Source organism: Emticicia sp. 17c (genome assembly GCF_037153985.1).
In the GTDB taxonomy this organism is placed as follows: Bacteria; Bacteroidota; Bacteroidia; order Cytophagales; family Spirosomataceae; genus Emticicia.
In genome coordinates this window covers 1-24,055 of sequence record NZ_JBBAYI010000022.1, presented here as the reverse complement: position 1 = coordinate 24,055, position 24,055 = coordinate 1, and the positions used below count along the sequence as shown (strand labels likewise).

General features: G+C 40.7%; 14 protein-coding genes. 6 read left to right on the top strand and 8 right to left on the bottom strand.

Annotation, left to right across the window (positions count from 1 at the left end; genetic code table 11):
* Positions 1 to 68 precede the first annotated feature (68 nt).
* Positions 69 to 3,557, bottom strand: a complete 3,489-nt coding sequence (locus tag WAA15_RS23460) for an amidohydrolase family protein (protein ID WP_337045291.1) — start codon at positions 3,555 to 3,557, stop codon at positions 69 to 71.
* 503 nt (positions 3,558 to 4,060) lie between these two features.
* On the opposite strand from WAA15_RS23460, the gene WAA15_RS23455 reads away from it, so the two are divergent.
* Genes WAA15_RS23455 through WAA15_RS23445 form a run of 3 tightly spaced genes read left to right on the top strand, consistent with a single transcriptional unit; the run spans position 4,061 to position 5,882 of the window.
* On the top strand, positions 4,061 to 4,444 hold the full coding sequence (locus tag WAA15_RS23455; protein ID WP_337045290.1) for a ribosomal maturation YjgA family protein: 384 nt from the start codon (positions 4,061 to 4,063) through the stop codon (positions 4,442 to 4,444).
* Positions 4,445 to 4,465: 21 nt separating this feature from the next.
* Positions 4,466 to 5,305 (top strand): oxygenase MpaB family protein, encoded by an 840-nt coding sequence (locus WAA15_RS23450; RefSeq protein ID WP_337045289.1) that lies wholly within the window; start codon positions 4,466 to 4,468, stop codon positions 5,303 to 5,305.
* On the top strand, positions 5,262 to 5,882 hold the full coding sequence (locus tag WAA15_RS23445; RefSeq protein ID WP_337045288.1) for a uracil-DNA glycosylase family protein: 621 nt from the start codon (positions 5,262 to 5,264) through the stop codon (positions 5,880 to 5,882). Before WAA15_RS23450 ends, WAA15_RS23445 begins: the two co-directional genes overlap by 44 nt.
* A gap of 286 nt (positions 5,883 to 6,168) precedes the next feature.
* On the opposite strand, the gene WAA15_RS23440 is transcribed toward WAA15_RS23445, so the two are convergent.
* The 3 genes from WAA15_RS23440 to WAA15_RS23430 all read right to left on the bottom strand — a co-directional run bounded on the left by WAA15_RS23440 (position 6,169) and on the right by WAA15_RS23430 (position 12,675).
* Entirely contained in the window at positions 6,169 to 9,681 is a 3,513-nt protein-coding gene (locus tag WAA15_RS23440; protein ID WP_337045287.1) for an ABC transporter permease/M1 family aminopeptidase, read from the bottom strand.
* Positions 9,678 to 10,565 carry an ABC transporter ATP-binding protein gene (locus WAA15_RS23435; RefSeq protein WP_337045286.1) on the bottom strand — a complete coding sequence of 296 codons (888 nt, stop codon included), beginning with the start codon at positions 10,563 to 10,565 and terminating at the stop codon, positions 9,678 to 9,680. Before WAA15_RS23435 ends, WAA15_RS23440 begins: the two co-directional genes overlap by 4 nt.
* A gap of 523 nt (positions 10,566 to 11,088) precedes the next feature.
* On the bottom strand, positions 11,089 to 12,675 hold the full coding sequence (locus WAA15_RS23430; protein WP_337045285.1) for an SBBP repeat-containing protein: 1,587 nt from the start codon (positions 12,673 to 12,675) through the stop codon (positions 11,089 to 11,091).
* A 177-nt stretch (positions 12,676 to 12,852) separates the two neighbouring features.
* Between WAA15_RS23430 and WAA15_RS23425 the strand changes: the two genes are divergently transcribed.
* A complete protein-coding gene (locus tag WAA15_RS23425; protein ID WP_337045284.1) occupies positions 12,853 to 14,670 on the top strand; it encodes an ATP-binding protein in 1,818 nt (605 codons plus the stop codon).
* A gap of 18 nt (positions 14,671 to 14,688) precedes the next feature.
* Here the strand turns inward: WAA15_RS23425 and WAA15_RS23420 are convergent, their stop codons facing one another.
* Positions 14,689 to 15,333, bottom strand: coding sequence for a response regulator transcription factor (locus WAA15_RS23420; protein ID WP_337045283.1), 645 nt, complete (start codon positions 15,331 to 15,333; stop codon positions 14,689 to 14,691).
* A 93-nt stretch (positions 15,334 to 15,426) separates the two neighbouring features.
* A complete protein-coding gene (locus WAA15_RS23415) occupies positions 15,427 to 16,152 on the bottom strand; it encodes a DUF72 domain-containing protein (protein ID WP_337045282.1) in 726 nt (241 codons plus the stop codon).
* Positions 16,153 to 16,469: 317 nt separating this feature from the next.
* On the opposite strand from WAA15_RS23415, the gene WAA15_RS23410 reads away from it, so the two are divergent.
* Positions 16,470 to 17,063, top strand: coding sequence for a hypothetical protein (locus WAA15_RS23410; protein ID WP_337045281.1), 594 nt, complete (start codon positions 16,470 to 16,472; stop codon positions 17,061 to 17,063).
* Positions 17,064 to 17,190: 127 nt separating this feature from the next.
* Here WAA15_RS23410 and WAA15_RS23405 read toward each other — a convergent pair whose 3' ends face one another.
* A complete protein-coding gene (locus WAA15_RS23405) occupies positions 17,191 to 19,452 on the bottom strand; it encodes a TonB-dependent receptor (protein ID WP_337045280.1) in 2,262 nt (753 codons plus the stop codon).
* Positions 19,453 to 19,639: 187 nt separating this feature from the next.
* Between WAA15_RS23405 and WAA15_RS23400 the strand changes: the two genes are divergently transcribed.
* Positions 19,640 to 20,545 (top strand): alpha/beta fold hydrolase, encoded by a 906-nt coding sequence (locus WAA15_RS23400; protein WP_337045279.1) that lies wholly within the window; start codon positions 19,640 to 19,642, stop codon positions 20,543 to 20,545.
* 71 nt (positions 20,546 to 20,616) lie between these two features.
* Here WAA15_RS23400 and WAA15_RS23395 read toward each other — a convergent pair.
* The coding region (locus WAA15_RS23395; protein WP_337045278.1) for an Ig-like domain-containing protein at positions 20,617 to 24,055 on the bottom strand (3,439 nt) is incomplete at its 5' end.

Below are 24,055 nucleotides of genomic sequence, written 5' to 3'. Positions count from 1 at the left end.
CATAAATACTGAAAAATAAAAGCCTTTCCTCAGGAAGAAGAAAGGCTTTTATGAAAGTTATTTTCAGACTAATCGGTTAATCCTGTGTTATTGGCAGGTTTTTCGAAAGACCATTCCGTCCGAACGAGTTTTCTTTGGGTAGGGTATATTTCGTCTAGCGTATTCGCATCATAGATACGGCCATTTTTTATAACCATCTTTAGTGTATTGGAATTACGAATGTTTTCCAGCGGATTTTTATCCATGATTAACAAATCGGCTAGTTTACCTTTCTCTATACTTCCTAAATCTTGGTCTAGTCCTAGAGCTTTAGCTCCTAAAATTGTAGCCACCCGCAGGGCATCGTGGTTTTTCATGCCTCCACTTTGCATCGACCATAATTCCCAGTGGTATCCTAGCCCCTGAAACTCTCCGTGGCTACCAATACCTGCCAGTGACCCACCTTCAACCAACGATTTCATCGATTTGGCGTGTTTCTGGAATACGTGTTCTTCTGGCATGAACCAAGTACTTACCCGACGCGTTTTTTCGGCTAGTTCTTCATAAGGCATGAAGTACTGCATTTTTTTATCATGATACGGATTCTCAGTTTCAAAATAATAAATCTCGGCAAAAGGCCCTCCGTACGATACCAGTAGGGTAGGTGTAACAGCCATTTGCGAGAAAGCAATGCTTTTGACTACATCGTTATATAAGGGGTATACCGGAATAGCATGTTCATGGCCCGGATACCCATCAAGCAAGTTAGTCATATTTAGTTTGTAGTTCAACCCTCCTTCGGTAGTAGGCATCAACTGCTGGTCGCGAGCGGCTTTAATAATCCATTGGCGGCTCTGGCGATTTCCTGTCAGATACATTTTAATGTATTTTGAGTTGTAATACTTACTATATTGTTTCAAGGCATTAATGGCTCCGGTTGAGTCTTTGATGTTGTAAGACCAATAACCTACGCCCGGCCCTGTTGAATAAATTCTTGGGCCTGCAATTTTGCCAGATTCCACCATGTCGCCATAAGTAAATACGTCGGTAGTGGCTGTCTGAGGGTCACGGGTTGTGGTTACGCCATAAGCCAGATTGGCGGCGTAAATCCAGACCTGATTCTTCTGGATACCCCATTGCGGCCACATGTGTGCGTGCGTATCTACAAAGCCCGGCATAATGGTTTTGCCCTTAACATCTATTACTTTGGCTTTAGCTGTATTTTTGAGCGTTCCGCTTTTACCTATTTCCTTAATTCGATTGTTTTCAATGAGTATGTCGGCATTTTCTATGATTTCGTTGCCTTTCATCGTAATTACGCGAGCCCCTTTTAACAACACTGCTCCCACAGGTATGTCGCGGCTGAAATAGATTTTTATCTCGGTTTCCTGTGGTTTGTATTTAGGGTCTTCTTTTTTTGCAGCTACTTTTTTAGCATCTATTTTTACACTGTCTGTTTTTATTTTGATGCTGTCTGATTTTGCTTTGTTCAGTGAATCTGCCTTGCGTTTTTCTTCGGCTTTTTTGGCTACTTTCACGCTGTCATCGAACGATTTGGCTTTTTCCAAATCATATACGACATGATAACGCCCCAGCGACCAGTGTACTTTTTTAGAGTCGCTCGACCATGACGGAAACTCTCCGCCTAACTCAGTCAACTTTTTAGCCGGAAACTGTGCCGAGCTTGGGTCTGAAACCGAAATATTAACGGTTTTGCCTGTTTTAGGTACATCAAGGGTATAAATCTCGTTATTAATTTGTGCCAATGCCTGTTCGCCATCAGGAGCCATGATTAGCTGTGAAGCCGTCGAGGGTCTGTTTACCTCCATAGCCTGCGCAGCTTTCTCTGACAGCATACAGTTATGCACAAACTCTTCGCTTTCAATGCTCATGCCATAAGTGGTAATACCCGTTACTTTTACGTGTGTTTTTTCATCAGTGCCATCCCACTTGACAGACAGCAACGTTCCGTCAGGGCCACTCAGAAAAACACGGTCAGTTATGCTACTCACAAAGTGTGGAGTCGAGCGGTCTCGGGCTTTATCAATAACTGTTACGGCTCCGCCATTCGCATCTATCCAGCAGAGGTCATCTTCTGCACTGCTTGCCACCGGGCCAATAGATGATTTATAGGCTTGCAGCGGACTGCGGACAAACACAATGCGGTCATTTTTAGGGCTCCATGCAGGTTGCGCATACAAAGCTGGGCTTTGCGTAAGTTTCTGCAAATTTGGTGTTCCTTCTACGTTTATTTTGTATAAATTTCCTCCCTCGGGTGTCCAAGTAGTAAATACAAGGCTCTTGCCATCGTTCGACCACGCCGGTTGAGCTTCGGTAAAATCGTTAGTAGTAAGCTGGCGAGGGGTTCCGTTCGGGTAGTCGGCCACATACAGTCGGTTCAGGGCTGTAAAAGCCAGTTTTTTACCGTCGGGTGAAGCCACCGCGTCACGAATCTGGGTAATGAGTGCATGACTGGTGTCTGAAATCGGATATTTGAATTCTAACTGCGGCCCCATTTCTATTTCCATATCAACGCTGAAAGGGATAGATACTGGCTTGTCGCCGTTGATACCGATTTTGTAAATTTTACCTCCATAAGAGGCAATAACCGACTGATTATCAGGCGTAAATGCCATAGCAGGCAATACACCCATGGTAGCAATAGATTCCTGATCGTCACGTTGAATAGGGTAGGCGAGCCATTTTTCGTCGCCAGTAGACAGATTCCTCAATACCAACCCTGTTTTATCTTCATAGCGCGAGCCATAGACCAACCATTTGCCATCGTCCGATAGGGTAGGAGTAAAGGCAGAGCCATACCTTGAGGTAATAGTAGTACGTTTGGCGTTGTCGCGGTCATAAACGCCAATCTGGTATTGAGGCATCATGGCGTTGTAATTCCACGCGCCTGTGCGTTGCGAATAATAAATATAGCGGCCATCATGCCCCACTGCTGCATCGATGGTTTTAAGGCGTTCGGGCTGGTCGATAAGTTGTACACCTCCGCCACCGTTGTGGTGAACCATCCAGAGTTGTACGTTCATACGGCCTTTCGAGAAAACAATATATTTGCCGTCGGGTGTCCAATCGGCAGAAGTATAATTTTGGTCGCGGTCTTTTGTTACCTGTACAGTATCTTTTTTATCAAAATCAATGTACCAGATGTTGTCGGAGCCTGTGCGGTCAGAGATAAACAATAGCTTTTTGCCATCTGGACTAAAACGTGGATGGGTGTCGAAAGCCATGCCCTTTGTAACGTTGGTAGCCTTGCCACCTGTAAACGAAATCGTGAACAAATCGCCCATCATGTCAAAAGCAATAGTTTTGCCATCTGGGCTTACATCAACCGAAAGCCACGTGCCTTCGGTAGTAGTAGATTTGAATTTACGCGTAGCTTTGAGCGGTAAATCTTTGTAACGTATATACTTGGTAGTGTCTTTAGTTTGTTTGGTAGTATCTTGGAGTACATTCAGTAGATGAGTATAAGCCACACCTTTGGAGGCGAAGACACCCGCTACTGCACTGCAACCGATACAAGCACCCACAAAGACTGACTTAAGGGTAAAGATAGATTTCATGTAATAGATGTTTTATTGGAAGTGTTTTTTGGTAAAAATATTAAAAAATTTGTGGAATTGGTGGGCAGAAGGGAAATAAAGTAATTGAAATAGTTATTACTATTATTTTTTTATTTTTCATTCCGTAAAATAAATAGTAAGATGATTTTATTTTTTATTAATTTTTTGTATTCTTGCGAGTGTTCCATAAAATAAATAAGCGCACAGTGGGGTATTATTTATAACTGGTTAATTGAAATAGAAAAACTGCCTAATACGAACTTATAATTTATTGCCCAGTCGAATTATTTGCGTATTCAATAAAAAACCGATAGTTCAGACACCTATATGTTGGCTGGGCAATTTTTTTATTTAATATTGTCTCATCCTGTTTCCACTCAAACGTTCATTAACCCCCCTTTCAAATAAATAGATAAACTTGCTTGAAAAAAATCAAGGTAAAGCTCTTGTAATTCGCACATAAATACTAACTTTGTAATTAAAAGTACTTTTTAATATTAAGAATGATTACATTCAGACCTAGATACGGATTGCTGGCTATTGTTTTCTTCGTCATAGAAGTATTGATTGCCATTTACGTACACGATTCTTTCGTCAGACCCTTTGTAGGCGATTATCTGGTGGTGTTTCTTGTTTATTGCTTTGTATTTACTTTTTGGAATGCCCATTTCCTTAAGGCTGCATTAGCGGTACTGCTATTTTGTTACCTGATTGAAACCTTGCAGTATTTTCATTTTGTGCATTACATGGGTTGGGAGAAATATCGTGTGTTAGCCATTGCGTTGGGAAATAGTTTTGCATGGTATGATATACTAGCCTATACACTTGGTTTTCTGACAATTCTATTGGTTGAGCAAATACCACAAGAGCCTATGAAGAGGGGTTAATAATTAAAAATTAAGCTAATTATGGATAATTTTGTTGACAAGCACTCAATCGTAAGAAAAATATGGGGAAATTCAGATGTGATTTTATTCATATTTGCTGGTTCAGCCGCAGAGTTTGCCCTGAATAAAGCCGTTGACTGGCTATATTTTACCGGAAAGATACCATCTGACCCTTTAGGTCGGCTTTTTTCGACAGTTCGCTACGCGCAAATGATTGTTTTTGCCAAACGAGCGCAAGCACTTGCCACCATTGATAAAATAAGTAGTATCCATCAGGGAGTTGAGCAGAGCCGTGGCGCGCGTATTCCTGACTGGGCATATCGCGACGTACTGTATATGCTAATCGACTACTCGGTTGTTGCCTATGAATTGCTTGAAAAAAAACTCAGTATTCAGGAAAAAGAAGAGATTTTTAGGGTTTTTCAGGAGGTAGGATTAAGAATGGGTTTAAAAGAGTTACCTGATAATTACACAAGCTGGAAGCTCTCGCGTAAAGCCCATTTACAGACAGATTTACTGAATGGCTTTTACACCGCAGACCTTTTTTTGCAATACAAAAAACATCTAGGTACAAGTCGCTATTACATATTATTAGAATGTCAGAAGTTAGTTGTTCCGTCGAAAGTGTTTGAACTATTAGCTTTTGGTAGTTCAATAAAGGGCAAAATCTTGCTAAATCTTTACTTATTTAGTCGGAAACTCAGGTTAGATAAAGTTATTAAACGCATTATCCTTCCGGCAGAGTACAGTGAACAAATAAATAACCTGAATTATGATTATATTGCCAGAAATCAACAAAAAGTAGCGATTGAAAACCATGCAAACCCTCCTCTCCCAAATAAAAAACTGCAAAATATGTGAACAGCATCTGACAGCAGGTGTGAATCCGGTGGTGGAGGCAAGTACCCAAAGTAAGATTGTGATTGTCGGGCAGGCACCGGGGAGAATCGTGCATAATTCCGGTATCCCGTGGAATGACAAAAGCGGAGATAATCTACGGTCATGGTTAGGTGTAGATAAAGTCACTTTTTATAATACAGACCTCTTTGCAGTAATACCAATGGGTTTCTGCTACCCCGGCACAGGCAAAAGCGGAGATCTACCCCCTCGCCCCGAATGTGCCCCGCTATGGCACCGCCAATTATTAGACAAAATGCCACATATAGAAGTGATGCTATTAGTAGGCCAATACGCACAGAATTACTACTTAGGCGCAAGCGTCAAAAATACCCTTACTGAAACTGTGCGTCATTATCAGGAGTACCTGCCTAAGTTTTTTCCTCTACCTCACCCCTCGCCAAGAAACAACATCTGGCAAGCCAAAAACCAATGGTTTGGCAGAGAGGTACTGCCGGAATTGAAGAGTGTGATAAACAAAATATTAGTGACTAACAGAGTAACTAGAAAAAGTATACTTGTAAGATGTAAAAGCAGATGATTAATTACTCAACCGATACTAACTCTTTGTCCATCCACATTGAGGGTATATGCTTTAAAGGCTTCATTAAAATTCTGATTGTTGGTGTTTCCCAGAAGTAACGACATTCCATAGCTATGTATAATATAGAATGTTTCAGGATTTGCTTCATCGTTTGCTATACGCTACCACTCACACGCTGGTCGATTACGGCACGTGCAAACAAAGTATTAAAATTTACTTCGTTTTTAATATAAGCGTAAGTAAAAAAATGTTTCCCCATAACTATATTGAGGAAACAAAAATCTTATTTTAATGAATAACTGGTGCCATCGTCTGATTTTATTAGTTTTTCATGTGGGTCTAAAACCATTTTCAGTGGTCTTTCAGTATGACTCACGCTGACGCTCGCCTTATTATGGCTTACAGAGAAGACTTTTATCTGTTCTTTGTTGTCTTTGCCATAAAAACCTATTTCAATAGTGCCGTTATAAACTTGTGGTGTCTGCTTACCGTTGCCATCTTCTTCAAGTTTCTGTACAGTAATATCAAAACTGGTTTTATATTTATTACCCATCCGCTGTGTTCTGATTCTCTGCGCGGCAGGTTGATAAATAATAATTTTCTTGAAGAGTTCATCAATAACTGTATGTACAGACGCATCGGTAAGGCTGTATAATTCTTCCAGAAAATCGGTCGAAACAGGTAGAACATTACTATTGGCGTATCTATGATATAGGTTCCTTAGAGCGGTATTCACTTTTTCCTCACCAATGAGTTCACTTAGCTGATACATTACTACCAACCCTTTCGAGTAGAACAGATAAACATTTGCTTCATCACTTTTATATAAGGCTTGTTCGCTGCTAAACCCCCTGTCGTTCAGGTAAATATTACGGTGCATTTTAACATTTTCAAGAACCCTTTTCGGGCCATACATTTTCTTTGTCAGCATTAGTTCGGTATACATGGCAAAGGTTTCACTTAGCATATCACTTCCTTCTCTTCGGTCGGTGATAAATTGATTCGTACCCCACCACTCGTGCGAAAGCTCGTGCGCAGCCAGTTCATTAATTACATCCTGCTGGTTATCGGCTCTGATATTGGCATGAAAAATCATGTTTTCGGGCATAAATATGGTAGCAGGGTAGGCGGTAGCTGCAAAGCCTTTGGTAAAAGAAGATATTTCGGCAAAACGGATAGTCTTGAACGGATATGTGCCGAAATTTGCTTCGCAGTAGTCTAAGGTGTTTTTTGCATTAAGTATTAGCCCGTCTACATTTTCAGGATGAGCAGGGTGGTAGTATACCTCAATTTCAATGCCTCTATGAGTTGTTTTCTGAATAGCATATCGGGCCGATGATACCCCGAACCTGAAACGAATAGGAGTGTTTGTTTTATAATGAAAGTAATTCCGGTTGTTGTGCGTCCATTGCTTAACGAGTTCACCTACACCAATGGCTGACTGGCTGGCAGTGGTAGAAACTAGCATATCCAAGTTAATACGTTGCGCATTTGTTTCTCTTGGTGCTTCCAGTAGCTTTAATGATGTTGCCGCACCTAACTTACGTTTTTTGCGTTCAGCAGCATCGTTTATTTCGTTATTGGGCTGGTAACCCAGCTGTGGAAAATAATTACTGATACGCATGAATGCCCCGTTTTCGACAATCGCATTAAATGAGGCTAGTCTGTTAAAATTATTCCAGACGTAACCAAACTCAAAATTAGCTATCAGGCTGTCGTCAGGTTGTAGAGGTTGTTCCAGATTGACCCAGTAATGTCCCGATTCTTTGTCTGTTATTACAGCTTGCTTTCTATCCACTTGCAGACTTTTGAGTGTAATTTCGGGTTTAATATAAAACAGAAGTTTTTCAATTGGCTGTTTTGTCTGATTTTTTAATGTATAGGTAGCCTTTACCGAATAAGCATTAATTTCAGGAAATAAATCGATACTGGTCTGGATAGCCTTTATGGTTGGCTGAGGTAAGTTTTCAAATAAGCGGTATTTTTTTTCATAATTTTCCTGCCATTGTAAAGTAGCCTCAGTATCTGATAGTTCGATACGATTACTGATATAATAGCCAGAAGCCCCCGCTCCTGTGAGTAATACCACCAACCCTACAATAGTAGGTGAATTGAATACTTTTTTACTGTGTTTTTGCACTTGTATTGCCATAATCATCAACAAAAGTACTGTACAGCTACCGAAAAGCATTCGCCAGTTAAATGAATAAGTATAGGCTCCGAAGCCATTCATGGCACTGTGTTCCCCACTAAAAGCGGCACCTATGCGTAGCAGCGGGTGTTTAATATGTAAAGGAATACCGAGCCTTGTAGTGGTTAGCAAAACAAAAACATTAGCTACAATCAGCCCTGCATATCGGTTTTTAATGATTGACTGAATGATAATAATAACGCCCGAAGTTAGCAGCAATGGTAAACCTACAAGATAACTTAAATATAGATACGTTGTCCATTCGATATGTCGATATTCATAAACAAGCTGAAACACAATACCTGTCATAATTACACCTGCCAGTAATAGCAGAACGATAAACCCCATTGAAAGCCAATGGGCAAACAACCGGACAGGCAGGCGGTGAGGGGTGGTGTTTTCTATCAGATGAAAATTTGAGATACGGCTACGCCATAGTAACTCGTTGCTGTAAAACAACACTACGAGGCTACACAAAACAGGGAATGTTTCCAGAATGGTATTAACCATTAAACTGGTGCTGACATACAATTCAGGGATACGGATGCCTTGTTCTACTTCGCCATACATTTCCATCGAAACAAAAAAAATGATTCCGATAAGAATCAGTAAAAATGAGATGCTCCTGACAACAAAAGTTAAATCTATTTTTATGATACTACACATTGACTGCCAGTTATGCAACAAGCTGAACGGTTTAGGAATAATGGCCCGATAGATACCTGAATTGGTTTTGGCAAGAGGTTTTTCTTTTACTTTTTTACTTTTCTCATCGACCGAAAATCTGAAAAAACAATACGATACCAGAAGACCTATGACTGAAAAAGCCATATAAATTACCCTATTAACGAGCATACTACCTGTGAGGGCCGTTAGTTGAATATTGCGCTGTATGGCAGACCATTGCAGGGTTTGATGCAAAAAGGCAGATAAACCGAAAGGGTCGAGATAAGCAGCTAGCCGCATAGATTCTTCGGTAGGAGGCATTGCTCCGGCAATTAACGGAGAACCTGAAAAAATGAGCGTTACCTGATAGCCAATAAAAATAAACAAAGCCGAAACATATACCAATAGTTTATGTTTGCTCAATAGCCCTACACTGCATACCACAGCCGAGCAAAAAAAGATATTGGGTATAATAAGCAGAACAAAGGGTTGTAAATAATAACTGATATGGAAAGGCTCAAATTCGCTGGCATCGAACCGCGACATTTTTTGGCCAATCATAAACCCCATAATTAATAAAAACATGGCTAAAACCGTGATGCCGAAGATAACCATGAATCTGCTCAGAAAAAAGTTGATTTTTTTCAGCGGAGTAGCGTATAACACCATTGAAAAATGATGTTCCTGCTCACGGAATAAAACTTGTGCGGCCAATATACTTGTCAGAAAAACACATATTAGTGATAAATACCCCACAATATAAGTAATAGCAAACGGCGAGTTTCGGTAAATATTTTCGGTAGAAAAAGCCGATAGCACAGACCCTCCCACAAAGCCCATACCCAGAAAACCCAGTAAAATGAGGTAAATCCAGAATTTTCTGAAAAAAAACAGTAACTCAAAAACAAGGAGGTGCTTTAGTTGTGCAGTAGTGTTCATGAGGTGGCTTGTTTTTGTTGATTCATGATGAAAAAATAATAATCTTCCAGTGTAGGAGCCAGCATTTCAAACTGGCCGTCGGGCTTTTCTGGTGCATATACATGAATGCTCAACTTCCCCTCTGTTAGTTGGGTAGAAATAACATTAAACTCTTGCTCGTAAGCATCGCGTGCCTGTTTGTCTATGGTTTTCTTCCAGATTGACCCCTCAATTGCATCCACAAACTGAGAGGGTTTTCCGTGTACTATTAGTTTTCCCTTATACATTACAGCCATACTCGTACAAAGGTTTTTAACATCTTCTACCAGATGTGTCGATAGAATAATGATGATGTCTTCGCCTATTTCGCTGAGCAGATTATTGAAACGATTGCGTTCTTCGGGGTCAAGCCCTGCCGTGGGTTCATCTACAATAATTACCTGTGGACTCCCCAGAAGTGCCTGAGCAATACCAAATCTTTGCCGCATTCCACCCGAAAAAGTATAAACTTCTTTGTTCCGGTGTTGGTACAGATTCACTTTATCAAGCAAGGCCATTATTTGCTCCTTACGCATGGTTTTGTCAGAAACCCCTTTCAGTGCCGCCAGATGATTCAGTAAATTATAGGCCGATATTTTCGGATAAACGCCAAAATCCTGCGGCAGAAAACCCAACTGTTTTTTTATAAAGTCGGTATTTTCCACAATGTCGGTCTCATTAAGGGTAATACTGCCGCTGTCGGGGCTTTGCAAGCCTGCAATGGTTTTCATGAGCGACGATTTTCCGGCACCATTTGGGCCTAATAAACCAAACATACCATTGCAGATATTGAGGGTTACATCATCAATGGCTTTAATACCATTGCCGTAAGTTTTGTTAATGTTTTTAAGTGATAGCCAGTTCATAATTTTATTGATTTTTAAACAATACAATTCCATGCTCTCATTTAGGGAGCGTTCATGAATAAATTTGCTAAAATGTTGATTGGTTGCTATTTAATCATATCGAAAAATGAGGTTATTCAGATAAATAAATCCTGTTCATGTTGAAGTTTTAAGCCCTGCTGAAAAATTGTTGCAATAAAATAAGCAACTACCCCTAACAGTAAATGCAATGCTGCTAAGGAATAATTACTTGCTTCAAAATTACAATTAATTATTGTAAAACAATAATTAATTGTAAAAAATAATAAATCCATCAAAAGTGTAGGATATAAATAAAATAAAGTAAATGCAGATAGATTTGAACCTTTGTGGTATCAAGAAATCGAGCTTTATGGGCTTGAGGTTTGTATGCCCCAAGACAGGTATAGGGCAGATAGATTAATAACGGCTATTATATCAGCCGAAAGGGTAAGGATGAACCTAAACCAATGAGAATGAATAGGAAGAATTTGATAGATGCTCAGGCAATATTGTAACTTGAAAATTATTGACAATTACCCGCAATCCGTGCTGTAAAAACGCTGCCATTCACTGCTGAAAACCCTGCATTAAGCATAACAAAGTTTCCGCCTTGATAAATAACATTTGAGGCATCAGGAATAACATTTGTACTATTAGTAATCACTGTTGCCGCTGCTTTCTGATTAGTTGTGATGGTTCCCGTGGGCGTGAGTGAGTTAAGGCAGTTGTTTTGCTGTATAACCCATATAAACACATCCTGATTACCAATCATGTTAAGGGTTGTTCCGCCAAAATCGGTCGGCCCTGAAAAATAGCCAATAACGCATACATTGCCCGAGGCATCGGTAGCAACGCCTTGCCCATTATTGAATTTATTTGTTGAGCCAGCCTGCCTTACCCATTCTAGATTGCCAATGTTGTTATATTTACAAACGTAAGCATCCTGCTTCCCGATAGCGTTATAGGTAGTTCCGCCAAAATCAGCCGATAACTGAAATGAACCCGTAACATAACAATTGCCGTCAGTATCTGCCGCAATAGCATAGGTAAAATTAAATTTATTGAGTTTGCCTATTTGCCTTACCCAAATTAAATCGCCGGTGCTACTATATTTGGCCGTGAAGATGTCTCTGCCTACCCCCTGCGACAACACCGTTCCACCAAAGTCAGGTGCGCCGTCAAAAGTACCAGTAACAAACAAACTACCTGAGCCATCTGTGGCAATGGCTACACCTCTAACGGGGTAACTGGTAGTTAGGCCGCCATTATGTATTGACGGATAACCCGCGTGCCGAACCCATTGCAACACACCACTTGTGTTAAAATTAGCAATAAACATATCAGGGTCGCCTACTGTACCGATGCTTGTACCTGCCAGCATAGTATTATTATAAAGTTCTCCGGTTACGAATATGTTTCCCAGTTTATCTGCGGCAATACCAGTACCAATATCCGAGCGATTAGAAACCCCGCCTTGTTTCACCCAAAGAAGTACTCCTGCGCTATTGTAGCTGGCTATAAATATATCCTTGCTACCAATAGCGGTCAGGGTTATTCCTCCAAAATTGGTTACACCCTGAAATTCGCCTGTAATAACAGCATTCCCGACGGCATCAACGGCAATGCCATGCCCGATAGCATATTTACCAGCAGCACCTGCATTTGTAACCCATTGAAAACTACCGCTACTGTTATATTTAGCTACAAATACATCGTTATACCCCACAGGTGTTACGGTTGTGCCATCAAAATCTGTGGCTGCCGCAATGTATCCTGTTACATATACATTTCCAGAGCCGTCAACAGCTATACCATATCCGTAATTAAAAGCACCCGAACCACCTGCCTGTTTTACCCATTGCAGTGTACCCGCACTGTTGTATTTGGCTACAAAAATATCTATTGCAGCAGGGGTAAGCGTTGTACCACCAAAGTTGGTTACACCCTGAAAACGCCCCGTAACATAAATATTGCCTGCGGCATCGGTTGCAATGGCATTGCCATCATTCACTCTTGCGTAGGAGCCGGCTTGTTTTACCCATTTTAGAGTCTGGCCAGAAACAATATAAACAAATAGCAGTAGTATGGAAGTAATAAATGTTTTTTTCATGGGCGTCGTAATTAGTCATACAAAATTCTCTCAAAAAACAACCTTAGTAAATCGGTGGAAATCTGTATTTTACATAAGTAAAAACCCTTATATATAATAAGTGGAAACCTGTATTTTAACCAGAAATTCGATTAAAGTCATAAAATATCCCTACATTAGGCTAATATTTTTTTAGGAATGAGAAAACCCATACTCATACTGCTTTTGATGTTTCCGGTAAAGTTTTGGGGGCAAACCCCAAAAAATGATAGCCTGCAAACAGTTTTAAGACAACTCATAACACAGCCCGTTTCAGTCAAGCGGGATTCCTCGCTGACGGTCTCGCTATATAGCATTTGTAGTATGATTTCGTTAGCTGAGCCAGAACTTCGGCAAGTCTGGACAGATTCTCTGAAGCGTTTTAGCAAGACTTCCAGCTGGCGACAGAGTAATGCTTACAGCCATCTGGCAATTAGCCGGAATTATCATCTTCAAGGCTATACTTCACTCGCTTTTAAAGAAATGGAGTTGGCTATCAAGTACTTCAGGCGTTTTCAGAACGAAAAAATGTATCTTATTGCTTTTGGGAATCTATCGGTAATTATCACTAATTACTTTTACAACAAACCTATTGTTGATACTCAAACCGAAAAGAAATATTTGAGCTACCTGTTAGATGGCTTAATGTTAATGAAGAAACAGGGTAACCCAATGCAGATTGCCAACATGGACTTGAGCCTGATGCAATATTACTTAAGGCACAAAGATTACCATACGGCAATGCAATACGCCATTGAGTCGTGGGTAACTACAAAAAATGACCCCGACAAGTACTTTTATCAGTACTTTGCAGGTAAATGGTATCAGGGTCTTTGCCTGATGTTTTTAGGAAAACAAGAGGAAGGGTTTAGGATAATAAACCAGATAAAAGTAATTGCAAGGCAACCAAGAAAAGATGGGATGGATAAGTACCTCTTAACCAGCAATGGCTTGTCGTTGGGTAATTATTATCTTGAAAAAAAGGATTACGAAAATGCCATAAAAGAGGCAAAAGTTGGTGAGGAAGCCTTAAAGAGTATGAAACTGACTATCTTCGATTATGCCTTGAACAAGATTTTTTATGAATCTTATAAAAATCTGGGCAAACCGCAGGAAGCATTGGCATACTTTGAAAAAATGCAGTTGTATGAACAGCATATTGAACATAAGGAGGCTCTGGGGCAGTATCTGGAATGGCAATTAAAATATGAAGATGAGAAACAAAAAAACCAGATACAAAGTCTTGAAAACCAGCAGCTTACTCAAACCCGAAATTTTCTTTTAATTGGAGGTTTGCTTGGCTTATGTGTTGTGATTTATGTGTTTTTTGTAAACCGGAAACTCCGTAAGAAAAATCAGGATATTCAGGAGGCTTTGTTACAGGGGCAAACAATGGAACGCAAACGTATGGCTTCTGAATTGCACGATAATATTTCGAATAAAATTCTGGGTGTAAAAATGCGTGTAGAATTGCTTGAAAACGAATATTTTACACCAAAAGAACGGGCTAATTATGACTCTACACTACGATTTATAGATGAAGTTTATGCCGATGTACGGTTGGTTTCGCATAACCTGTTGCCCGACGAGCTAGAAAAGCATGGGTTAATTGCTGCTGTCGAAAACCTGATTAAGAAATTAAATCTAATCGGTAAAACGCAATTTGATGCCCAGATTCAGATAAATCAGGTAAGTTTTTCGCCTAGAATCAGCTATGAAATTTATAGTATTATTCTCGAATTGGTCAATAATGTACTCAAACATGCACAGGCTAAAAATGCAGTTATTGCTATTATTGAAACAGAAGGATACCTCACAATATCGGTAAAAGACAATGGAAAAGGATTTGATAGCCACCAAATTAACCTAGATAGTTTAGGCTTGAAGAACATCCATTCACGTATTCAGTCTTTAAGAGGCCATGTAAGAATACACAACGAAGGGGGTACAGAAGTACTGATAGTAATTCCGGTTTAATAAAACCAAAGGTATTGATTAGCTTATTAATCCATTTTTGATGGCATATTTAATAATGCCGACGGTATTTTTAACATTTAATTTTTTCAAAATATTATGTCGGTGTATTTCTACCGTTTTAGGAGCAATAAATAGTTTTTCGGCAATTTCGTTTGACGACAACTCATTGGAAATCAGCCGTATAATGTCAATTTCTCTTTCTGTAAGTTGGTTAAACTCATTCGAAACTTCTTCTTTCGGAATGTTATCTGTCAGGCCCAAACGCATTAACTCAAAAACAACCGACTCGCTAAAGTATTTCTGGCCGTTGGCAATGCTTTGTAAGGCTTTCAGAAGTTCTGCTTTGCCGGCACGCTTCATCATGTAACCCCATACACCTGCCTGAAAAGATTCACGAATCATCTCAGCTTCTTCTGATACCGACAACATTAAAACCCTGATTTCAGGGTAATGCTGCCGAAGAAATATGGTTAATTCAACGCCTGTCATTTGGGGCATTCTGTAATCGGTAATGAGCAAGTCTATCTCATTGTTTTGGGCAAAACCAATAACTTCAGTAGCATTTTTACAGCTTCCCACTACCTCAACATCAGGAAACGTTGCAACCAGTAACGAAAGGCTATCTAAAAAAATCTCGTGGTCGTCGGCAATTAAAACCCGCATCAGAACTTTTTTTGTTCTAAAAATAACGAATAAATGGCTATTCTGTTTATAATTCTTCAAAATTAAAACAAAAGCTCGCAGCGTTGCCCGTATTTAGTTACCCAACAGAAGTTTTTTCAGATACAAGGCGTTTTTAATGGCAGAAATACCCCATGTATTATTAAAAAAAATAAAGGCATTTTTTTTACTAGCTTTAATTGCATCGGCTAAAGAACGGATTTCTTCTTCGCTGTACTCCGATTTGAAAAGGATAGGTCTGCCATGTAACCTGTAATAAACGGTATCAGGGTTGTTAATAATAAGCGTATCAGGAATATTCTTAGGAATACTCACCCCACTAAAAATGATTTGCTGCTCTTTCAATACTTCATAAACAGTATCGTTCCACCAGCTTTTATCCCGAAATTCTACCACATTTGTAACCTTAGGGTTAAGGTCGTCGAGTATGTTTTTCAGGTTATCGTTATTACAACTAAAAGAAGGTGGAAACTGAAACAGAAAACCAGCCAGTTTTTCTTTTAAGCCATGCTGAATATGCTTACAGAAATCGGTTATTTCCTGCCTTGTGTTTTTAAGAAGATTAATATGTGTGATTGACTGAGGAATTTTAATAAAAAAGAGAAAGCCCTCAGGGCTTTGATTATACCAGTTATCAAGTGTTTTGATGGTTGGTCTCCGATAAAAAGTTGTATTAATCTCTACTGAGTTAAAATGCTCTGCATAAAATTTCAGATAGTTTTCGGAGCTAAGTTCCTCAGGGTAAAAATAGCCTTTCCAATCTTTATTGGAAAAACCCGAACAGCCAACAAAATAATGCATGGATAAAGTATATATATTGTGTATGGAATTGTATATATAAGTTAAAAAATGGATGAATTGTTTTATTTAATAAGTAATATTAAAAAAACAGAGCCACTCATTTAATGCCGTAAAATACGCCAATTGAACGTGTGCAAACTATACGTTGCTTAATTCTTTACTCATCTTTTTCTGAGTTGAGTATTCTTTGCCACAATAAAAAACAGTAAACGCCTAAAGAGCCTATATGGAGGGCTGGCATAGAATTTTTTGAAGAAATAATATGAGAAAATGTATTTTTCTTGTATTGTTTATTAACTTCAAAAATTTCTAAAATTATGGCAACTACACAAAATAAGCCTAGAGAAGACGAAAAAAACACGTCGACCGAACAATCAGGAAATAGAAACGCGAGTCAACAAGGCCAACAATCAAGTACAAACAAAGGTCAGCAAGGACAAGAAAACTGGAATCAAGGCCAACAAACAGGCCAACAACAAGGCGACAGGCATTCTAGCCAACAAGGGCAACAGTCGAGTAACATGGACAAAGGCCAGCAAGGACAAGAAAACCGGAATCAAGGCCAGCAACAAGGCGACAGAAACAGCAGCCAGCAAGGCCAACAATCAAATACGAATAGAGGTCAGCAAGGCCAAGAAAACTGGAATCAGGGCCAACAAGGTCAGCAATCTGGTAACAGAGAGTCAGGCCAGCAACAAGGCGACAGAAACAGCAGCCAGCAAGGCCAACAATCAAATACAAATACAGGCCAGCAAGGGCAGTCAGATAACTGGAGTTCAGGCCAGCAGTCGGATAACAGAGACCGTGAAGGTGTTAACAGAAATACTGATGCCGACCGCTCAGAAGGTACAGAGATTGACGAAGATATGGACAGAAACCGTGAAAGGGACAGAGACCCTAACAGTTTGTAGTTCAATAAGTGGGCAGTAATTGCCACGTATACACAAGAGTGATGAAACACAAATCAGGCAAATACTCATTGAGTAGCTGCAATAGCTAAAGCTAATTATGTGTTTCACCACTCTTATGTTTTATTGGCTACCTGAACGTTAGTTGTAAAAATAAACGTGCATTAAATGGTGTACCGGGTGTAAAATGTATTTCTTCCACAGGCAAAGTCTCGGTCTTTAAACGGCTTTCAGTAGCAAACTGAGTTTCTTTCCATTTGGTGTTAAAAATATTCTGTACCGATAAACCCAGCGTAAACATATTTTTAGAATAACTAAATAGGGCATCGCTTACAAAATAACCTTTTGCTACAATACTGTTATCTTCGTTAGCCGGGCGGTCGCCCACATAGCGGTATCTGATACTACCACTAAAGCCGTTTTTGTTTTTGAGCGTTAACCCACCAATACTGGTAAACTTAACTGCCAGCGGCAAAAAGTTTTGTCCTTCAGCTTCACCCACGGCACGAGGTTTAGCCCAGTTGGCATCTGCATCAAAAAACAGAGATTTCGTAAGCTGATATCTTAAAGATACATCAAGACCTGTTCTGACCGATTTCCCCGAAGGTTCAACAACGCCTGCATCGCCAACATACACAAACTCCTGATTCAGCCATAAATACCAGTAAGCAGCATTAATAACCATCTTGGAGAAAGGTTTCCAGATAGTACCCAGATCAGTACCATAAGCAGCAGGTAAAATCTCTAGGCCGTTGCGTTCTACTACCACACGGGTGTCGTTCGAGTGGAAGCCCTTTCCGGCGTTCAGGTAAAATTGTAAGTTTTTATTCTGGGTATAATACAGGTTCAGCTTGGGCGATACAATAGATGCTTTAGCATGGCTTAGCTGGTTGTTCTGAAGGTGGTCAGTATATTGGTTATTGAAATAGTCGAAACGTAGGCCTATCGTAGCCGAAAGCCTAGTGCTTAATTGTATGCTTTCGTCAATATAAGCTCCCAGATTAGCCTCGTTCACATCGCCATATTTAATTCTTTCTAATACTTCTGTGCGATTTTTCGTATGCGAAAGTTCCGAGTTCTGTGTTAAATCGTGGCGGTAATTAATACCAATATTTAGGGTAGCCTGTTTATTACCAATGCCATGCGCAATAGAATAATTACTGTTATACCCCCAGAGGTTACGGCCTTCTTTCTGTTTAATCTGGTCACCATTAATAGGGTCTTGCAGAAAAAAAGTAAAGTTTGAAAATAGCTCAAAATTGTAATTTGAAAAGAAAAGCTGGTTTTTCCAGACATGGTTATGTTTAGTCAGCGTCAAAAACTCAGCATTCAGGTTTGTTCTGCTTGTTTGTCCGCCTTCGTTGGGGTCTATTGCGCCAAAGAACCCTATCAGACCTGCATCCACAGCGCGGTCAGGAATTTGCCCCGAAGCGTTCCATTTGCTCCAGAAAGTCGAACTTGTGAAAGTCAGACTGGTATTTTTGCTTAGATGCCCGTGGTATTTGCCTAATAAATTCAGGCGTTTAAAATGCTGAGGTGCTTCAAAATATGAGTCTGAATACCCATATTCGCCAGCCACATAAGCATTCTGGTTATTAGCTATTGCCTTTTGCCCAAGTATATTGGCTGCCCCCACAAGCCGATACGTATTAAACTGTCCGCCTTCGGCTTTCAGGAATGTTTGTTCTAACACAGTTTTGGTTTTGAAATTTGCCCAGCCTGCTGTGCTGAAATTTCCTTTGTCGGCATCGTATAAACCTTTCTTGAAATCGACACCCTCAATTAATTCAGGAATAATAAAATGCGCATCGGCATAGCCTTGTCCGTGTGCATGAGAGACCATGTTAATAGGCATTCCGTCAACAGTCAGGCGAATATCAGTGCCGTGGTCAATGTCAAATCCACGCAGGAAAATCTGTTCGGCTTTGCCTCCACCTGCGTGTTGCCCTATTACAAGCCCCGGAATAATTCTTAAAACTTCCTGTGAATTATTAATGGGGCGAAGTTTAATATCCATGCTGGAAATCAACTGCTGGTGTTGCGGATTGCTGGCTGATACTTTTACTTCATCGAGCGAGAAATCGGCATGAGTCAACAAGAAATTAACCGCAGTTACTTCGTCGGCTTTTACCATAACTTGCTGTACCTGTGGGGTATACCCCATAAATGATACTTCAATTTTATAAGGTGCAGGGGCAAGGTTATTCAACTGGAAATAGCCCGCTTCGTCAGTAGTAGTACCGCGGCCAAGCCCTGATAACAGAATACTAGCTCCTCTGACTGGTTGTTTGGTTTGGCTGTCGGTTACGCGCCCTACAATAGTGCCCAGATGTGCAAATGCAGAACTAATAACGAAAAAGTGAAAGAAAAGTAAAAGTTTGAAAAATCGCATGGTAATACGTTGATGAATAATGGTGTGTGTCTGTATGATTGTGTAACTTATATACTTTACAAAAGTAAAGCAAGACTAATAAGAATAATAATTTTTTGCCGATTTTTAGAAAAATAAACCAAACGAAATAGTAAATAATAATAGGAATAGTTCATAAATTTTTGAACAAACTTAAACTTACATACAAATGAAACTTCTGAAAACGGCTTTGCTTACGCTACTGGTGTCTTTTGCTTTTGCACAGGAAAAAATGGTAAAAGCTAATGGTACAAATTTCCATGTTTTTACGAAGGGTCTTGAAAATAGAGACCCCAAAAAACCGGTTATTATCTTTGAAAATGGTATGGGCGTAGGTCTGGGAAACTGGGATACGGTTCTGGACGATTTAGCAAAACTGGCTCCTGTATTGGCTTACGATAGGGCAGGAGTAGAAAAGTCAGACAAGATTTTTCAGATGCCGACCGTTGCGCGCACTTCTGGCAACTTGAAGGCTATTCTTGAGGTATTAAATATAGCACCGCCTTATGTTATTGTAGGGCACTCAATGGGAGGTTTATATGCTAGGGCATTTGCAGGGTTCTACCCTGATGAAATAGCTGGCTTGGTATTAATAGACCCCGCAGATTTTACTGAAACAAAAGAAGACTGGAATAATATTTTCAGGAAACTGAGTATACCTGAGAAAAAAATCGATGAAATGTTATACAATAGGCTGTATAAGCCTCAGTTACCACCCACACAAGTAGACTCGATGTACTATGGGCCGTGGAGCGAAGCACAAGTACTCGGGGCTTTAAGAAGAACAGATTTCGCCGAAGTAAAGGCTTTACCTTTGCCTGATGTGCCTGTTTACTTTTTTATGGCAGGGAAATTTGAAGTGCCGCCCGAACTAAGAAGCAAAGATTTTGACCAAGAGGCTTTTTTTCAGGTAAGAACACTGGTAAATATGGAACGATGGCGGAAATTCATTTATTCGTCTCGTAAAGGAGGGTCGCTCATTTATCTTTCTAACAGCGGGCATTTTATTCATAGAGACGATGCCAAAGTAGTTACAGCAAATATCAGGCTTTTACTCGAAAGCCTAGTAAAATAGGGTTTTAATAACAAAACAGACGATGCAATTAGTGCATCGTCTGTTCTTGTCATAATTATTTATCGTATATACTAATTGGCACAGCCTTGTATTTGTGCTTTGAAAACACTGCCTTCTTTGGCTTCAAAACCAGGATTAAGTATAATGGACTTCCCTGCCTGATAGGTTACACTGGCCGGAGAAGTAATTTTATTTTCGGCACTTATTTGCTGTGAGGCTTTTTCTGTAACCGTTCCTGTGCTGATTTCATTTGTCAGACTTCTGGCAGCAGCCGTAATAGTTAAGAAGCTCATGGTTGGGTTGCCAGCCACTACCTGATTCGATGAGGCTACTCTAATCAGATACTGCCCTGTGTCAGAAAGGTTTTGTGGTATCTGGCAACTAACTGTTCCGGCACTATTGGTGGTTCCGATAATAACTGGATTGGTGAAACTGCCGTTAACATCTGAAAGTTGAATATTGAACGTATTACTCAGATCGAAATTGCCGGTAGTAGTAAAACTTACATCAATGGTACTACCTGCGCAAAGGGCATTGTTTGGCACAATTGGAGCCGAAATAGTAGCCATACTACCCACCACTGTGAACGTTGTTACTACGGGGCCATACACAATTCCTCCCACACGGTTATCTTCCAGATAACCTGTTACCGTCATTGTATACGTACCGGGTATAAAGTTACGCCCATTAAAACTTTGTGCTAGGTTATCAAAAATGGCATAAGGTTCCACATTTTGCAGGATTGTCCAGTTAATTTCAGGACCAACAATGGTCATGTCTACGCTACCAACCTGAATAGTAGGACAAACAGGTACGGCCATAATTGAAACTTGTTCAGGAATCTGCTGGATAACCATGCCATTGGTCAAAGTAAACATAGGTTGGTAAGGATTACCCGCTTTCACATATTGGTATGCTACAACCTGTGTACAAGGGTCTATGCCATCGACCATAACGCTGGTAGTAGCAGTAGCCGAGCATATACCATTACTTACGGTGACAGTATAAGTACCTGCGTTGATTGGTAAAGCATTGTCAATGATTGGAGAAGCTGTATTACTTGTAAATCCATTAGGTCCTTCCCACTGATAGCTGGTCCCGCCCAATGCATTCAGCTGTATTGTCTGCCCAATCTTGTATGGACCTGTATTAGAGGCTTGCGGAGTAACAGGCGATAATATCTCTAAGCCGCTCACAGGAGTACTGACATTGCTTACGCAACCATTTAGAGTGCAAGTAGCCGAAATAGTATAGGTTCCTACGGCTGATAAGGTCAGACTTGTTCCCGTAGAACTGTTAGACCACATAACAGTACCTTCACAACCACTTGCAGTTAAGGTTAATGTATTTGGTGAACAAACTACTAAAGTACTAGGTGCGTTAATTGTAGGGGCAGACGGTAAAGTAGTCACCGTTACCTGAGAAGTGGCCACTCGACTGCTTTCGCAGGAACCATTTTTACAACTAGCATAATAAGTTGTGTTCACAGTCGGACTTTGGCTGAGCGAAGTCCCAGTTCCAATGGCTGTTCCACCTGAACTTTGGTTATACCAAGTTAGTGTACCTGTGCTGCAAGTAGCAGTCAACGAAACGGCAGTTCCCGAACAGATAGTTGCATTATCGACATTAACGCTGGTCGGACTATTAGGTTGGGTAGTTACCGTTACCTGCGAAGTAGCCACTCTACTACTTTCACAGGAACCATTTTTACAGCTAGCATAATAAGTAGTATTCACAGTTGGGCTTTGGCTGAGCGAAGTCCCAGTGCCAATGGCTGTTCCGCCCGAACTTTGGTTATACCAAGTCAGAGTACCTGAACTACATGAAGCAGTCAGCGAAACAGAGCTACCTGAACAGATAGTGGTATTATCAACATTAACGCTGGTCGGGCTATTAGGCTGGGTAGTCACCGTTACCTGCGAAGTAGCCACTCTACTGCTTTCGCAGGAGCCGTTTTTACAGCTAGCATAATAAGTTGTGTTCACAGTTGGGCTTTGGCTGAGCGAAGTCCCAGTTCCAATGGCTGTTCCACCTGAACTTTGGTTATACCAAGTCAGAGTGCCTGAACTACACGAAGCAGTCAGCGAGACAGAGCTACCCGAACAAATAGTGGTATTATCAACATTAACGCTAGTCGGGCTATTAGGTTGGGTAGTCACCGTTACCTGCGAAGTCGCCACTCGGCTACTTTCACAGGAGCCGTTTTTACAGCTAGCATAATAAGTAGTGTTCACAGTCGGGCTTTGGCTAAGCGAAGTACCAGTTCCAATGGCTGTTCCGCCCGAACTTTGGTTATACCAAGTCAGTGTACCTGAACTACATGAAGCAGTCAGCGAAACAGAGCTACCCGAACAGATAGTCGTATTATCAACATTGATACTAGTCGGGCTATTTGGTTGGGTAGTTACTGTTACTTGGGAGGTAGCCACTCGACTACTTTCACAGGAGCCATTTTTACAGCTTGCATAATAAGTAGTATTTGAAGTCGGGCTTTGGCTAAGCGAAGTGCCAGTGCCAATGGCTGTTCCTCCCGAACTTTGGTTATACCAAGTCAGTGTACCTGTGCTGCAAGTAGCATTCAGCGAAACAGAGCTACCCGAACAGATAGTGGTATTATCAACATTAACGCTAGTCGGGCTATTTGGTTGGGTAGTCACCGTTACCTGAGAAGTAGCCACTCGGCTACTTTCACAAGAGCCGTTTTTACAGCTTGCATAATAAGTAGTGTTCGCAGTTGGGCTTTGGCTAAGCGAAGTCCCAGTTCCAATGGCTGTTCCACCTGAACTTTGGTTATACCAAGTTAGTGTACCTGAACTACACGAAGCAGTCAGCGAGACAGAGCTACCCGAACAGATAGTTGCATTATCGACATTAACACTGGTCGGACTATTAGGCTGGGTAGTTACCGTTACCTGCGAAGTAGCCACTCGACTACTTTCACAAGAGCCATTTTTACAGCTTGCATAATAAGTTGTGTTCACAGTCGGACTTTGGCTGAGCGAAGTACCAGTTCCAATGGCTGTTCCAACCGAACTTTGGTTATACCAAGTCAGAGTACCTGTGCTGCAAGTAGCAGTCAGCGAAACGGCAGTTCCCGAACAGATAGTAGTATTATCAACATTAACACTGGTCGGGCTATTAGGCTGGGTAGTCACCGTTACCTGCGAAGTAGCCACTCTACTACTTTCGCAGGAACCGTTTTTACAACTAGCATAGTAAGTTGTGTTCACAGTTGGACTTTGGCTGAGCGAAGTACCAGTTCCAATGGCTGTTCCTCCTGAACTTTGGTTATACCAAGTCAGTGTACCTGTGCTGCAAGTAGCAGTCAGCGAAACGGCAGTTCCCGAACAAATAGTGGTATTATTAACATTAACGCTAGTCGGACTATTAGGTTGGGTAGTCACCGTTACCTGCGAAGTAGCCACTCGACTACTTTCGCAGGAGCCATTTTTACAGCTAGCATAATAAGTAGTGTTTGAAGTTGGGCTTTGGCTAAGCGAAGTACCAGTT

What these genes read in the sequence shown, in the direction of transcription:
- WAA15_RS23460 (WP_337045291.1), bottom strand. Translation starts at nt 3,557, where the DNA reads ATGAAATCTATCTTTACCCTTAAGTCAGTCTTTGTGGGTGCTTGTATC.
- WAA15_RS23455 (WP_337045290.1), top strand. Translation starts at nt 4,061, where the DNA reads ATGATTACATTCAGACCTAGATACGGATTGCTGGCTATTGTTTTCTTC.
- WAA15_RS23450 (WP_337045289.1), top strand. Translation starts at nt 4,466, where the DNA reads ATGGATAATTTTGTTGACAAGCACTCAATCGTAAGAAAAATATGGGGA.
- WAA15_RS23445 (WP_337045288.1), top strand. Translation starts at nt 5,262, where the DNA reads ATGCAAACCCTCCTCTCCCAAATAAAAAACTGCAAAATATGTGAACAG.
- WAA15_RS23440 (WP_337045287.1), bottom strand. Translation starts at nt 9,681, where the DNA reads ATGAACACTACTGCACAACTAAAGCACCTCCTTGTTTTTGAGTTACTG.
- WAA15_RS23435 (WP_337045286.1), bottom strand. Translation starts at nt 10,565, where the DNA reads ATGAACTGGCTATCACTTAAAAACATTAACAAAACTTACGGCAATGGT.
- WAA15_RS23430 (WP_337045285.1), bottom strand. Translation starts at nt 12,675, where the DNA reads ATGAAAAAAACATTTATTACTTCCATACTACTGCTATTTGTTTATATT.
- WAA15_RS23425 (WP_337045284.1), top strand. Translation starts at nt 12,853, where the DNA reads ATGAGAAAACCCATACTCATACTGCTTTTGATGTTTCCGGTAAAGTTT.
- WAA15_RS23420 (WP_337045283.1), bottom strand. Translation starts at nt 15,333, where the DNA reads ATGCGGGTTTTAATTGCCGACGACCACGAGATTTTTTTAGATAGCCTT.
- WAA15_RS23415 (WP_337045282.1), bottom strand. Translation starts at nt 16,152, where the DNA reads ATGCATTATTTTGTTGGCTGTTCGGGTTTTTCCAATAAAGATTGGAAA.
- WAA15_RS23410 (WP_337045281.1), top strand. Translation starts at nt 16,470, where the DNA reads ATGGCAACTACACAAAATAAGCCTAGAGAAGACGAAAAAAACACGTCG.
- WAA15_RS23405 (WP_337045280.1), bottom strand. Translation starts at nt 19,452, where the DNA reads ATGCGATTTTTCAAACTTTTACTTTTCTTTCACTTTTTCGTTATTAGT.
- WAA15_RS23400 (WP_337045279.1), top strand. Translation starts at nt 19,640, where the DNA reads ATGAAACTTCTGAAAACGGCTTTGCTTACGCTACTGGTGTCTTTTGCT.